The 14,045-nt window shown below is 59.8% G+C and carries 16 protein-coding genes; all 16 read left to right on the forward strand.

Features of this window, described 5'->3' with window-relative positions; genetic code table 11:
- The first annotated feature begins 218 nt into the window (after positions 1-218).
- The 16 genes from eutS (at position 219) to ACE1BR_RS05755 (ending at position 14,039) form a co-directional block, all read left to right on the forward strand.
- Positions 219-554: an ethanolamine utilization microcompartment protein EutS gene (gene eutS, locus ACE1BR_RS05680; RefSeq protein ID WP_374868371.1), complete on the forward strand. Its 336-nt coding sequence runs from the start codon at positions 219-221 to the stop codon at positions 552-554.
- A 10-nt stretch (positions 555-564) separates the two neighbouring features.
- Positions 565-1,026, forward strand: a complete 462-nt coding sequence (locus ACE1BR_RS05685) for a EutP/PduV family microcompartment system protein (protein WP_374868373.1) — start codon at positions 565-567, stop codon at positions 1,024-1,026.
- Between the two features lie 31 nt (positions 1,027-1,057).
- On the forward strand, positions 1,058-1,786 hold the full coding sequence (gene eutQ, locus ACE1BR_RS05690; protein ID WP_374868375.1) for an ethanolamine utilization acetate kinase EutQ: 729 nt from the start codon (positions 1,058-1,060) through the stop codon (positions 1,784-1,786).
- Between the two features lie 7 nt (positions 1,787-1,793).
- Positions 1,794-2,603 carry an ethanolamine utilization cob(I)yrinic acid a,c-diamide adenosyltransferase EutT gene (gene eutT / locus ACE1BR_RS05695; RefSeq protein ID WP_374868377.1) on the forward strand — a complete coding sequence of 270 codons (810 nt, stop codon included), beginning with the start codon at positions 1,794-1,796 and terminating at the stop codon, positions 2,601-2,603.
- Complete coding sequence (gene pta / locus ACE1BR_RS05700) at positions 2,600-3,616, forward strand: phosphate acetyltransferase (RefSeq protein WP_374868379.1); 1,017 nt, start codon at positions 2,600-2,602, stop codon at positions 3,614-3,616. Before eutT ends, pta begins: the two co-directional genes overlap by 4 nt.
- Before the next feature lie 38 nt (positions 3,617-3,654).
- On the forward strand, positions 3,655-3,948 hold the full coding sequence (gene eutM, locus ACE1BR_RS05705; protein ID WP_374868381.1) for an ethanolamine utilization microcompartment protein EutM: 294 nt from the start codon (positions 3,655-3,657) through the stop codon (positions 3,946-3,948).
- Positions 3,949-4,076: 128 nt separating this feature from the next.
- Positions 4,077-4,361, forward strand: coding sequence for a EutN/CcmL family microcompartment protein (locus ACE1BR_RS05710; RefSeq protein ID WP_374868383.1), 285 nt, complete (start codon positions 4,077-4,079; stop codon positions 4,359-4,361).
- Positions 4,362-4,399: 38 nt separating this feature from the next.
- Positions 4,400-5,821: an aldehyde dehydrogenase family protein gene (locus tag ACE1BR_RS05715; protein WP_374868385.1), complete on the forward strand. Its 1,422-nt coding sequence runs from the start codon at positions 4,400-4,402 to the stop codon at positions 5,819-5,821.
- Between the two features lie 10 nt (positions 5,822-5,831).
- On the forward strand, positions 5,832-6,677 hold the full coding sequence (eutJ, locus tag ACE1BR_RS05720) for an ethanolamine utilization protein EutJ (protein WP_374868387.1): 846 nt from the start codon (positions 5,832-5,834) through the stop codon (positions 6,675-6,677).
- On the forward strand, positions 6,667-7,881 hold the full coding sequence (locus ACE1BR_RS05725; RefSeq protein ID WP_374868389.1) for an iron-containing alcohol dehydrogenase family protein: 1,215 nt from the start codon (positions 6,667-6,669) through the stop codon (positions 7,879-7,881). Before eutJ ends, ACE1BR_RS05725 begins: the two co-directional genes overlap by 11 nt.
- A gap of 26 nt (positions 7,882-7,907) precedes the next feature.
- A complete protein-coding gene (gene eutH, locus ACE1BR_RS05730) occupies positions 7,908-9,152 on the forward strand; it encodes an ethanolamine utilization protein EutH (protein ID WP_374868391.1) in 1,245 nt (414 codons plus the stop codon).
- 7 nt (positions 9,153-9,159) lie between these two features.
- A complete protein-coding gene (locus ACE1BR_RS05735; RefSeq protein ID WP_374868393.1) occupies positions 9,160-10,593 on the forward strand; it encodes an ethanolamine ammonia-lyase reactivating factor EutA in 1,434 nt (477 codons plus the stop codon).
- Positions 10,594-10,595: 2 nt separating this feature from the next.
- A complete protein-coding gene (locus tag ACE1BR_RS05740; RefSeq protein ID WP_374868395.1) occupies positions 10,596-11,957 on the forward strand; it encodes an ethanolamine ammonia-lyase subunit EutB in 1,362 nt (453 codons plus the stop codon).
- Positions 11,958-11,973: 16 nt separating this feature from the next.
- Positions 11,974-12,846: an ethanolamine ammonia-lyase subunit EutC gene (gene eutC / locus ACE1BR_RS05745; RefSeq protein WP_374868397.1), complete on the forward strand. Its 873-nt coding sequence runs from the start codon at positions 11,974-11,976 to the stop codon at positions 12,844-12,846.
- A 13-nt stretch (positions 12,847-12,859) separates the two neighbouring features.
- A complete protein-coding gene (gene eutL / locus ACE1BR_RS05750) occupies positions 12,860-13,519 on the forward strand; it encodes an ethanolamine utilization microcompartment protein EutL (RefSeq protein WP_374868399.1) in 660 nt (219 codons plus the stop codon).
- Positions 13,520-13,550: 31 nt separating this feature from the next.
- Positions 13,551-14,039 carry a BMC domain-containing protein gene (locus ACE1BR_RS05755; protein ID WP_374868401.1) on the forward strand — a complete coding sequence of 163 codons (489 nt, stop codon included), beginning with the start codon at positions 13,551-13,553 and terminating at the stop codon, positions 14,037-14,039.
- Positions 14,040-14,045: the final 6 nt, after the last annotated feature.

Below are 14,045 nucleotides of genomic sequence, written 5' to 3' on the forward strand. Positions count from 1 at the left end.
CGTTCACTCGCCATTGAGTAAAAATAATCATTGATTCAATAATGGTGGCGCTGGCCTGTTTTTAGCAAGAAAACATATTTCACCGATGGCTGCAGGCCAGATAAGTAAAAATAAAGCGTGATCCAGCCCTAATATTTCCCAGATTTTCCGATTTTTGATACAGCCTTGCAAAATGGCCGACTTACCATCCAAACCATCATAAAAACCATGAGATGGACATGGAAAAAGAACGCATCATTCAAGAGTTTGTGCCTGGTAAACAAGTCACGCTCGCGCATCTGATCTCCCATCCAACCGACGAGCTGGCGCGCAAGATTGGCGTCGCCCAGGCCGAAGCGATTGGCATCATGACGCTGACGCCTGGTGAAACGGCAATGATTGCCGGTGATCTTGCGTGCAAAGCGGCCAGCATCGAGATCGGTTTTCTTGATCGTTTCTCCGGTGCCTTGGTGATCACGGGGAGCTGTGGTGCGGTTGAAGAAGCGCTGCACCAGACGATCGCAGGCCTGCAACGCTTGCTTGGCTATACCGTGTGTCCGCTGACGCGATCATGAGGGAACAGTGATGAACCGTTCGATCCGATTTGCCCTTGTTGGTCCTGTTGAGGCGGGCAAATCCACGCTGTTTCGCGCCTTGAATGGTGAATGCGGGGAGGTCCGCAAGACGCAGGCGGTGGAGTATGACGCTCAGGGATGTATCGATACGCCGGGGGAGTTTTTTAGCCATCCACGCCTGTTCAGTGCACTGATCAACAGCATCTCGGAGTGCGATCTGCTGGTGTATGTCCACCCGGCCAACGATCTGGAGTGCCGTCTGCCTCCCGGCTTGCTGGAGATCCATGCCAATCGCCGGATTGCCGTTGTGATCAGCAAGATAGATCGGCCGGATGCACAGCCAGACTCGGTCGAAGAGGTTCTGCGTGAGCATGGTTTTGTGGGCGACATTCTGCGTGTTTGCAGCCTGCAGTCCGAGAGTGTTGCGCAAGTTCGACGCCAGTTAGGGCTTAACTGTGGTTCTGCCGCGTGAGCGCGGCCCAAAGCATAAGGTGAGTTGCGAGATGAAGAAGCTGATCAGTGCCGATACGGTACGTGCGGCCCATGCCGCCGGGGAACACGCCATCTATATCTGTACCAGAGAGCATATCGTTACCCCGGAAGCTCATGTGGTCGCCGAGCGACTGGGGGTGATCCTGACCGAGGCCCCGCGCGTTGTCGCTGATGCCAGCCAGCCGAGTGCACCAGCGGTGCCCGTTGCGGTCGTGGCGAGTCAGGATGATGAGCAGGCCGTGCTGGCAGAGATCCGTTCCCAGATCCTTGCGCGGTTGCCCGCCGGGGCCGTGACCCCAGAGCTGGTTGATCAACTGGTTCGCAAAGCGGCAGCAGAGCATCGAGGAGCCAGCCAGGCAGAGACGGCCTCACCAACCAGCTCACCACGCGGACCCGCCATCAAATGTGTCCATGCCCAGGATGTGCGGATGGGCCTGTTCGATGGGGCGGGGCCCGGCCAGCAAGTGGGCATCGCGGATCTCATCACCGCCGCGGATGGCAGTTCCATGGCCGCCGGTTTCATGCAGTGGGAAAACGCCTTTTTCCCGTGGACGCTCAATTATGATGAGGTCGATCTGGTGATGGAGGGGGAGCTGCATATTCGCTGCAACCAGGAAACGACTATCGCGAAAGCGGGGGATGTCATTTTTATTCCCAAAGGATCCAGCATTGAGTTCGGCACCCCCACTCATGTGCGTTTCCTCTATGTAGCCTATCCGGCTAACTGGCAGAGCTGCTGAGGTGGCCATGAGCACTTTCATCACTGAAGAGTGGCTGCGATCCCGTTACTCCATCACCCAGAATACCGAGATCCGCTTGCCTCGGGATGCCAAGTTGACCCAGTCAGCCGAGGATCTGCTCAAAGGGCGCGGCATCGTGGTTCGCTACCAGGACGAACAGGGCTCTCTCTTCAGCACCGATGAGCATGGCGAACAGCGGGCGGTTCATGCGCTGACGGGCACGGATCAGCGCACCGAGAGTTGCTGCCAGCTCTGTCATCAGCCCGTGACCAAAAAAAGCGAAGCGCTCACGCATTTGAATGCGCACACCCTGGTGCCCAAGAACCATCCGCGCATTGTGCTGCGGGGCAAGCTGGACAGCACCATTGCCCAAGCGGTCTGGATCCAGACCGAATGGGAAGAGCACAAGATGTCGTCCACGCTGGCGCGCTATCTGGCTGATATCCGTTCTGCCCTTGGTAATGTGCTGCGTGCCGAGGTGAGTGGTGAAACGCTTGCGCCGATTGCCATGGGGGAGGCCGATGATGCACAGATCCATGCCTTGTCACACCAGCCACTCGCCCTGCTGGGTCATGATCACATTGTGCCAGCCATTGAGCATGGTGTTGAGGTTGCCCGGCTCAATTTGCTGCGGGCCATGATCCGTGAATGCGAGAGCGTCGCTGCCCAGCTCTATCTGGATGTCGATTTTAACGTGAGCCGCCCGGATATATTGCAGGGGCTCAATCGCCTGAGCAGTGCCGTCTACGTGCTGATGATCCTCGCGTTGCTGGCCAAACGTGGCAAGCCACTGCCAGGAGTGGGGGCCGCACAATGAGTCTGCTCAAACAGTGCCGTCTTGCCGCACACCAGCAACCGTTGCGCATTGTGTTTCCCGACAGTCTGGATGAACGTTGCGTCCTTGCCGCTCATCAGCTGTCACGGGAGGGATTGGCTTATCCCATTCTGCTGGCTAACCCCTTCGAGCTGCGCCATTTCTGCCATACCCGGGGGCTGCCACTGACCGGATTTGCCGTCCATGATCCTGCCATGTCATCCCGCCTGGCCAGCTATCAGCAAGCCTTGGCGACACGCATGGCCAAAGAGAGTGAAGATGCGCTGCAAAAAAGGCTGCAACAGCCGCTCTGGTTTGGTGCGGCGATGCTGGCAGCCGGGGATGCGGATATCTGTATTGCCGGCAATCACTCATCTACCTCTGACGTATTGAGGGCCGCCCTCAAGGTGATTGGTCTGATACCCGGCAATCGCACCGTCTCTTCCATTTTTTTCATGTTGCCGCTCAACGGCGGTGAGCCACTGGGGTTTGCTGACTGTGGTGTGGTGCCACAACCGACTCCGGAGCAATTGGCGGATATCGCGTTGGCCAGTGCCGAGAGCTATCGCAACGTGACAGGCAACGAGCCTCGTGTCGCCATGCTCTCATTTTCCACTCATGGCAGTGCCCGTCATCCCGAAGTAGAGAAGGTTCGCGCGGCGACCGAGTTGGTACGCCAGCGTGCCCCGGATCTGATAGTCGATGGTGAGTTGCAATTTGACGCCGCCATGGTGCCTGACGTGGCAGCCAGCAAGGCGCCGGGCAGCCCACTGGCCGGACGGGCCAACGTGCTGGTCTTTCCATCGCTGGAAGCGGGCAACATTGGTTACAAGATCGCCCAGCGACTGGGCAACTATCAGGCGCTCGGCCCCATGGTTCAGGGGCTGGCCCGACCGCTACACGATTTGTCTCGTGGCTGCAGCGTGGCGGACATGGTCAATGTCACGCTGCTGGCGATGAAGATGTGCAACAAAACGGGACCCGTCGTTGAGCAACAAATCCCGATGACCCGCTAAACAAGATGAACAACCCCAACCCTTAAAGGAGTGTGTAAATGGAAGCTCTTGGCATGATTGAAACCCGTGGCATGGTTGCCCTGATCGAAGCCTCAGATGCAATGGTCAAGGCGGCTCGCGTCAAGCTGGTCGGCGTCAAGCAGATCGGTGGTGGCCTGGTTACCGCCATGGTCCGTGGCGACGTTGCCGCCTGCAAAGCTGCCACTGATGCCGGTGCGGCTGCCGCACAGCGTATCGGCGAGCTGGTCTCTGTCCACGTCATCCCGCGTCCCCATGCTGATCTGGAAGAGGTTTTTCCAATCAAGATGTCGGCCGACAAAAACTTCGACTGAACCTCGAATGAACCAGGCCGGCGGCTAATACCCAGCTGACCGGCCTATCCTTCCCCTTCCTTTGATGATGCCGCTTCAGGTGGCAGGGGGAAGTGTTGTCTGCCCATACGGGCAACGGGAGCAAAAAGATGAAACTGGGCATCGTAGTTGGACAAGTGGTCTCTACCGTCAAGCACAGTGGCTTGCAGCGAGAGATCCTGCTGCTGGTGGAGATGCTGACACCGGACGGCCAGCCGAGCGGTGATTTTCACGTCGCTGCCGATAGCCTGGGCGCCGGTAATGGCGAGTGGGTACTGCTGGTGGCCGGCAGCTCCGCACGGCGCATGCTGGACGAAAATACGCCGGTAGATCTGGGTGTGGTCGGCATCATCGATGAGGTGGTGTACCAGCAGCAAGTGGTTTACCACAAGTGATCCGGCATGCCGGATGGTTGGGAAATAAGGAGTAGGGTGTGGAACTGAAGGCAACTGACATCGAACAAGTGGTCAAAGCGGTCCTGGCCTCAATGGGGCAAACCTCCCCGACAAGTAACGAGCCGGTCGCGGCCGATCTGGCATCCGGTATCTTTACCGAACTCGACGATGCGGTGGCCGCAGCACGGGTTGCACAAAAAGCGCTGCACAGTGTGGCGATGCGCCAGCAGGTGATCGCGGCCATTCGCGGTGCGGGAGAGGCCCATGCGCGTGAACTCGCTGAATTGGCGGTAACAGAAACCGGCATGGGTCGTGTTGACGACAAGATTGCCAAAAATCTGGCCCAAGCCAGGCATACCCCGGGCGTGGAGTGCTTGCAGGCGCAGGTATTGAGCGGTGACAAGGGGCTGACCCTGATCGAAAACGCAGCCTGGGGAGTCATTGCCTCGGTCACTCCCTCCACCAACCCTGCTGCGACCGTCATCAATAACGCCATCAGCATGATCGCGGCGGGCAATAGCGTGGTGTTTGCCCCGCATCCGGCGGCCAAGCGTACCTCACAGCGTGCCATCTCGTTGCTCAACGATGCGATTGTTGCCGCGGGGGGCCCGGCGAACCTGCTGACCACAGTGGTTAAACCCGACATTGCAACGGCGCAACGGCTGTTTCGTTATCCCGGCATCAACCTGCTGGTCGTCACCGGCGGGGAAGCCGTGGTCGATGCAGCCCGCAAAGTGACCGACAAGCGGCTGATCGCTGCCGGCGCTGGCAATCCGCCAGTAGTGGTCGATGAGACGGCCGATATTGCCCGTGCCGCCCGCGATATCGTTTGGGGGGCGTCGTTTGATAACAACATCATCTGTGCCGATGAAAAGGTGCTGATCGCCGTCGATGCGATTTGCGATGACCTGAAGGCCGAGATGACACGGCACCATGCCGTAGAGCTCACCGCCGAGCAAGCCAGGGCGCTGTGCGCCATTTTGCTCAGCAAAGTGGATGAACAGGGCCACGGTGTGGTCAGCCGTGACTGGGTGGGCCGGGATGCTGCAAAAATTGCCGCAGCCATCGGGCTGACCGTGCCGGAAGATACCCGTTTGCTGTTTGTGGAAACCCCCGCCAACCACCCGTTTGCAGTCACCGAATTGATGATGCCGGTACTGCCTGTGGTACGTGCCCGCCATGTTGATGAAGCCATCGCGCTGGCAGTGAAGCTCGAAGGGGGCTGCCGCCATACTGCCGCCATGCATTCACGCAATCTGGACAATCTGGACAAGATGGCCAACGCCGTCGATACCAGTATTTTCGTCAAGAATGGCCCCTGCTTGGCAGGGTTGGGATTCGGTGGCGAGGGGTGGACCACCATGACCATCTCCACCCCGACAGGGGAAGGGGTGACCTCAGCCCGGACCTTCATTCGCCTGCGCCGTTGTGTGCTGGTTGACCACTTCCGCATCGTGTAAGGAGTGCGCCATGCCATCACCCTTCCTCTCCCTCGAACTGCTGCAGGTACGTCTCGATGCGGCGTGTCAGCTGCATCGCGGTGAACTGACGCCACTGCCCGTTGCCGATATGCGTCTGGGTATCGATCTGGGTACCAGCGATGTCGTCTCTGTGGTGGTCGACCCGGCGGGCGAGCCCCTGGCGCTTTGTCTGGAGTGGGCCGATGTGGTGCGTGATGGCGTGGTCTGGAATTTCTTCGGCGCCGTCGAGATCGTTCGCCGCCAGCTCGACGAGCTGGAACAAAAACTGGGCCATCGCTTTCAGAGTGCGACCACCTCCTTTCCACCAGGCACAGATCCGCGGATCTCGGTCAACGTGCTGGAAGCGGCGGGCCTGACGGTCAGCGCGGTGATTGATGAGCCCTCCGCGGTCGTCAATCTGCTGGGGTTGCAGCATGCTGCCGTGGTGGATATCGGTGGCGGGACAACCGGCGTCGCCATCGTCGAGCAAGGCAAGGTGGTCTACAGCGCCGATGAGGCGACCGGCGGCCACCATGTCTCGCTGACGCTCTCCGGCCACTGTGGCCGCCCTCTGGCGGAGGTCGAGGTGATGAAGCGCGAGCAGGGGAGCGAGGTATGGCCGATTGTGCGCCCGGTATTCGAAAAGATGTGCGATATCGTTCAGCACCATCTCGAGCGCATGCCCAAGGGCGATCTCTATCTCTCCGGCGGTAGCTGCACCCTTCCCGGGGTTCGCGAGCTGTTTCAGCGCGAGTTTCCGGCACATCGTGTTCATCTGCCCCGCCACTCGCTCTATCTCACCCCACTGGCCATCGCCTGCTATGGGCAGGCAACAGGAGCAAGTCATGCAGGTTGATGATCTGGGTCAGGCACTTTATCACGCGCTCGATCTGTTCAATGCGCGGGAGGTGCAAACCTTCACCGTGCCCCCGACCACCTTTATCGGCGCGGGTGCCATTGCCCGTCTGGGTGAGGCGACAGCGGCGCGTGGCTATCGCCATGTGTTCATTGCCATCGATGGTTTTCTGCTGGATCAGGGGCTGGCTGACACTCTGTTTCGCTCGCTGCTGCGTCATGGTGTCGCCACCGAATGTTATCGCTACGCCGGTGGCGAACCGGACAGTGACACGGTCGAAGCGGCAGCCCGCCAGCTGGCCGATGCACAATGCGATGCCATCATTGCATTCGGTGGCGGCTCCGTCCTGGACACAGCCAAAGCGATCGCCGTGCTGGCAGCTCATCCCGGCATGGGCGTGGCCGAACTGGCGGCGGCCCTGATGCTCCCCAATGGTCGCATGCCGTTGCTACTGGTCCCGACGACCGCGGGTACCGGGTCGGAAGCGACCAATATTACCGTGATCACCGACAGTGCGAGTGGCATCAAGCAGGCCATCGTCCAGCCCGCGTTGATCCCCGATGTCGCGGTGATCGACGCCTGTTTGACGCTGGGAGTGCCAGCTCCCCTGACCGCCGCTACCGGCATCGATGCGCTGACGCACGCCATCGAAGCTTATCTGGCTCGCGGTACCAATCCCTTGACCCAGGCACTGGCACACCGCGCCATCACCCTGATCGGGCGGGCTCTGCCCATCGCCGTTGGCCAGGGCCATGACCTGGCCGCCCGGCAGGACATGATGCTGGGCTCATATCTCGCGGGCATGGCCTTCTCCAATGCCGGGTTGGGTCTGGTACATGCCATGGCACACCAGATTGGTGCGCGCTACCACATTCCCCACGGTATCGCCAACGCGATGCTGCTCCCCTCCGTCTTGAGTTTCAACCGGCTGGTGTCAGCCAAAGCCTATCGGGAGATAGGTTACGCCCTGAGCGGGGAGGCACTGAATGCGGATGGGTTCATTACGGCGGTGACGCAACTCATCACCGATATCGGCTTGCCAACCGGTTTGTGCGTGCCAGGGATCACTCCGGAGGCATTTCCCGATCTGGCCAGTGCCGCGCTGAGTGATACCTGTCTGGCGGGCAATCCCCGTACCGCCAGTCACGCCGAGATCATCGATATCTACCGTCATGCCTGGCAACGCCAGGTCACAGAAAACTGAACAGGACTGGGCACAAGGAGCACGTCATGGGTATTAACGAGATCATCATGTGGATCATGATGAGTTTTATGGTTATCGCAGCACTGGACCGCATGATGGCCCAGTTCGGCGGGTCGGAAGCGGTGCTTGGCAAGATCGGACTGGGCAGTGTCGGTCGCCAGATCAGCGGTTCCGGCTCTCAGTTTGAAGAGGGGTTCATGGCCATGGGGGCACTGGGCCTCGCCATGGTCGGGGTGATCGCGTTGGCACCGGTACTTGCCCACGTGCTTGGCCCGGTAGTGATCCCGCTCTACGAAGCGGTGGGTGCCAACCCTGCCATGTTTGCCACCACCTTGCTGGCCAACGACATGGGAGGCTTCTTCCTGGCCAAGGAGCTGTCCGGAGGAGACACTGCCGCCTGGCTATATGCCGGTCTGATCCTCGGTGCCATGATGGGACCGACCATTGTCTTCAATATTCCGGTGGCGCTGGGGATTATCGACAAAGCGGATCGTCGCTTCCTGGCGCTGGGGGTGATGGCCGGTGTCATCACGATTCCCCTTGGCTGTCTTGCCGGTGGCATCGTCGCCATGTTCAGTAACGTCATGGTTGATGGTCAGCCTGTGGTGTTCACCTTCGAGATGCTGCTGGTCAACATGATCCCGGTGATTGTGGTGGCCGTGCTGCTCGCCGTCGGGCTGAAGCTCTCACCGGAGAAGATGATCGCCGGTTTCCAGGTGTTCGCCAAATGTCTGGTGGTGCTGATCACCGCCGGTCTGGCCCTTGCCGTCCTGCAAGCCACCCTCGGGGTGAGCGTGCTGCCCGGTATGGACCCCATCTTTATGGTGCGCGGTGACGAGCCGGGGGCCACGATGCGGGCCATCGAGGTGATCGGTTTTATCTCCTGCGTCCTGTTGGGGGCTTACCCCATGGTGTTCATGTTGACTCGCTGGTTTGAAAAGCCGCTGATGCGCGTTGGCGGCCTGCTTGGCATGAACAACAGTGCTGCAGCCGGTATGGTGGCGACCCTCGCCAACTCCATCCCCATGTTTGGTCTGATGAGCAAAATGGACGATCGGGGCAAGGTGATCAACGTGGCGTTCGCAGTCTCAGCCGCCTTCACCTTTGGTGATCACCTTGGTTTCACCGCCGCCAATGTCTCCAGCATGATCTTCCCGATGATCGTCGGCAAGCTGGTGGGCGGGTTCAGCGCCGTGCTGCTGGCGATGAAACTGGCTCCGGTCAAAACCGTTGAGGTGCCTCAGGCGCTTCATTCCGGACAACAGGGCTAATCCCATCATGAACCGTCGGCAGATCTACAGTGTGGGCATCGACATCGGCACGACGACGACCCAGGTGATCTTCTCGCTGCTGGAGCTGGTCAACCGGGCTGGCGTGTCACAGGTGCCTCGCTACGAGTTTTCGCGTCGCGAGATCGTCTACCAGAGCCCGGTCTCCTTTACGCCGCTGGATGCTGACGGTCGTGTGAACGAGGCGCCATTGATGGCCTTCATCCGCGAGCAGTATCTTGCGGCGGGGATCGAGATGAGCAAAATCGAGTCCGGGGCCATCATCATCACCGGTGAAACCTCCAAGGCACGCAACGCGCGGGAGGCCATCATGCGCCTCTCGGAGACGCTGGGTGACTTTGTGGTCGCAACAGCCGGTCCCCATCTTGAGTCAGCGATCGCCGGTTACGGCTCCGGGGCCGGTGAGCTGTCCGAGCGGGAGGCCGCCCGCGTCGTCAATATCGACATCGGTGGTGGTACCGCCAACTACGCCGTGTTTGAAGCCGGGCGGCTGGTCGACACCGCTTGTCTGAATGTCGGTGGGCGGCTGATTGAGGTGAGCCCCGAGGGGAGAACCCGTCGTGTTCATGCGCCTGCCCATGCTATCTGCACCGAGCTGTTTGGTGCCGGTTATCAGCCGGAGAGATTGGGGCCGGTTGAGCATGGCCAGGTGGCCGCCAGGATGGCCGAGCTGCTGTGGGAGGTACTGCAGGGATGTCCCTCTCCTCTGGCCCATGAGCTGCTCATGACGCCATCGCTGCGCACCGGGCGTCCGTTTGATGCGGTACTGATCTCGGGCGGGGTAGGGGAGTGTTACTACCACCCCACTGCAACCCCCTATGCCTTCGGCGATATCGGCCCGCTGCTGGCGCAAGCGATCGCCCACCATCAGGGTATGCAAGCCCAGAAAATGCGCGCACCGGCACAAACGGTACGGGCCACGGTTATCGGCGCTGGCGCCTATACCCTGTCGCTGTCGGGCAGCACTATCTGGTTGCAGGATCTTCATCTACCACAACGCAACATCCCTGTTGCTCATCCAGACCTGGCATGGTCCGACTGCACCCCAGGCCGCCTGCTTGCCAGCCTTGAGCAAGCGGTGCGACGACTGGATCTGGATCCGGCACAAGATCTCTATGCCCTGGCTCTGCCGACGGATCTGCCGGTTGCCTACCGGGCCATTGAAGCATGCGTGAACGAGTTGGCCGGGTTCTCACAGCGTTTCCCGCAATCCCGGCCACTGCTAGTGCTCTCTAGCCAAGACTTGGGCAAAGCACTTGGCATGTTGCTACAACCGGCGCTGGCCGGACGCCAGCTCGCTGTCATCGACGAAGTCGCGACCAGGGCTGGCGATTATATCGATATCGGGATGCCACTTTTTGGTGGCGATATTGTGCCTGTCACCGTCAAGTCATTGGCCTTTCCATCTTCCAAAGGTGTTTGATCATGAAACTGAAGACGAATTTATTCGGCAAGACCTATCAATTCAAGGATGTCAAAGAGGTGTTGGCCAAGGCCAATGAGCCTCGCTCCGGCGATATGCTGGCAGGCGTCAGCGCCCAAAGCTCGCAAGAGCGCGTTGCTGCCAAGCAGGTGCTCTCGGAGTTAACCCTGGCCGACCTGCGGGAGAACCCGGTTATCCCCTATGAGGATGACTGCGTGACCCGCGTCATTCAGGACGATCTCAACGAGGCCGCCTATGCCCGCATTCGCAACTGGAGCGTGGGCGAGCTGCGGGAAACTGTGTTGAGTGACGAGACCTGCAGCCGTGAGATCGATTTTCTGCGCAAAGGCTTGACGTCGGAGATGGTGGCCGGGGTCGCCAAAATCTGTTCCAACGCCGACCTGATCTATGGCGCCAAGAAGATGCCCGTCATCAAACGGGCCAACACCACTATCGGTTTGCCCGGTCGCTTCAGTGCCCGTCTGCAGCCCAACGATACCCGCGATGATGTGAAGAGCATCGAGGCCCAAATGTTTGAAGGGCTCTCTTTTGGTCTGGGTGATGCCGTGATCGGGGTCAATCCGGTGACTGACAACGTGGAGAACGTGCGGCGCATCCTCGATTCCATTTACGGTGCCATCGACAAGTTCCAGATCCCGACCCAGGGCTGTGTGCTGGCGCACATGTCTACCCAGATTGAAGCGATCCGTCAGGGTGCCCCCGGTGGCTTGATTTTCCAGAGTATCTGCGGCAGTGAGAAAGGGTTGAAAGAGTTTGGTGTCACGCTGGAGCTTATGGACGAGGCCCGCGAAGTCGGTCATCGCCACAATCGCATCAAGGGTGACAACTACCTCTATTTCGAAACTGGCCAGGGTTCCGCCCTGTCGGCCAACGCGCACAACGGTGCCGATCAGGTAACCATGGAGGCGCGTAACTACGGCTTGGCTCGCCATTACGATCCCTTCATCGTCAATACCGTCGTCGGCTTCATCGGGCCTGAGTATCTCTACAATGATCGCCAGATCATCCGTGCGGGCCTCGAAGATCACTTCATGGGCAAGCTCACCGGCATCTCGATGGGGTGCGATTGCTGCTACACCAACCATGCCGATGCCAACCAGAATGCCAACGAGACCCTGGCGATCCTGCTCGCCACAGCCGGGTGCAACTTCATCATGGGCATGCCGCTGGGCGATGACATCATGCTCAACTACCAAACTACCGCCTTCCACGATACCGCCACTATCCGCCAGTTGTTGGGCTTGCGTCCGGCCCCCGAGTTTGAGGCATGGATGGAGAAGATGGGCTTGATGGAAAACGGCCGACTGACACGCCATGCAGGCGATCCCTCTTTCTTCTTCTGATCCGGAGCTGATAACCATGGACAAGCAACAAATTGATGAAATTGTACGCGCAGTCATGAGCCAGTTGGGGCAAGGATCCTCTGCGGAGGCGATGCCTGCTGCCACTGCCCAGCCGAGCGTTACCGAGGCAGCTTTGCCCGATCTCGGGGATGAAGCGTTCAGATTATGGATTGGCGTAGAACAGCCCAAGCGGGCCGAGGTGCTGGAGGAGCTGCGCGCCAATACTGCTGCACGCGTCTGCACGGGGCGCGCCGGGACACGTCCTCGTACCACGGCACTGCTGCGCTTTTTGGCCGATCACTCTCGCTCCAAGGATACCGTGCTCAAAGAAGTGCCAAAGGAGTGGGTGGAGCAGCAGGGACTGCTGGAGTTGCAGAGCGAGATAATCACTAAAGATCAATATCTTACCCGCCCTGATTTGGGTCGCAGACTCAATGATGAGTCGGTGCAATTGCTGAAAACCCGTTGCAAACAGCATCCGCAGGTACAGGTCGTCATCTCTGACGGTCTCTCCACCGATGCCATTACAGCCAATCTGGACGAGATCCTGCCCCCCTTGCTCAAAGGGCTGGAGAGTGCAGGTCTTGATGTGGGCACCCCCTTCTTCGTTCGTTATGGCCGGGTAAAAGTGGAAGATCAGGTAGGGGAAACCCTGGGGGCCCAGGTGGTGATCCTGCTGGTGGGTGAGCGGCCGGGGCTGGGGCAGTCAGAAAGTCTCTCCTGCTACATGGTGTACGGGCCCACTGCCGCCACGGTCGAAGCGGACCGGACTTGCATCTCCAATATCCACCGTGGTGGCACCCCGCCGGTAGAAGCGGCCGCCGTTATCGTAGATTTCACCAAACGCATGCTGGAGAAGAAAGCTTCCGGCATGGCGCTGAATCGCTAACAAGGAGTTTTTCATGGCTACTCTGGATTTAATCAAACCTAGCGTGAAAGCAGTGCGGCTGATCGCATCCGTTCAGTACGACTTCAAAGCCACACTGAAGTTGCCTGATCATATCAACTGCCTGGGGCTGCTCACCGCAGATTCTGATGACGTTGCCTATATCGCTGCCGATGAGGCAACCAAACAAGCGCAGGTCGAGGTCATTTTTGGCCGCTCCCTCTATGCGGGGGCGGCGCACAGCTCATCCCCGACCGCCGGTGAGGTGTTGATCATGCTGGGCGGCAGTTCTCCGGCCGAAGTCCGTGCCGGGCTGGATTCGATGATCGCCACCATCGAACATGGCCCCGCCTTCCGCTGGGCCAATGATGCCGAAGATACCGCGTTTCTGGCCCATGTCGTGTCGCGCACCGGCTCTTATCTCTCGGCCCAGACGGGGGTGAAACCCGGCGAGCCGCTGGCGTATCTGATTGCGCCACCTCTGGAGGCAACCTTCGGGATCGATGCAGCCCTAAAAGCGGCCGATGTTGTTCTGGCCAGCTATGTGCCGCCCCCCTCAGAGACCAACTACTCGGGGGCTTTCCTCACCGGCAGCCAGGCTGCGTGCAGCGCAGCCTGTCAGGCATTTACCCAGGCGGTGCTGGAGATTGGCCGGCAGCCAATCATGCTGGTCTGAGTGAGGGATAACCATGATCAACGCGTTGGGAATGCTCGAAGTCAGGGGGTTGGCCACGGCCATCGAGGCGGCAGATGCCATGCTCAAGTCCGCAAATGTTCGCCTCTTGCGTCAATGGCGGACCGATCCCGGGATGATCTCGCTGATCGTGGAAGGGGATCTGGCGGCGTGCCGCGCCGCGCTCGATGCCGGGAGTGCGGCGGCTAAGCGATTGGGCGAGGTCGTGAGCCGCTGTGAAATTGGCCGTCCGGATCCGGATACCGAGACGCTGGTCGAGGAGCTCCTCAAGCCACAGTCAGCGACAGAGCCGCCCGTACCGCCCCCTGCACCGCTCGCACCTCCGGATGAGGCGGCAGTGCTGGCCTCTATCGTGGCTGCACCGCAAGGCCTCAGCCTGGCGGAGGTGAAGGCGGCGTTTCCCCTGATGGCGATCACCCGCGAGTGGTTGCAGGCACAATGCCGCGCTGGCGTGCTGGTTCGTCGCCGTAATCGCTACTTCCCGGCAGGAGAGACGCGATGATCTCGG

The sequence above is a fragment of the Aeromonas sp. MdU4 genome (assembly GCF_041929505.1).
GTDB lineage: Bacteria > Pseudomonadota > Gammaproteobacteria > Enterobacterales > Aeromonadaceae > Aeromonas.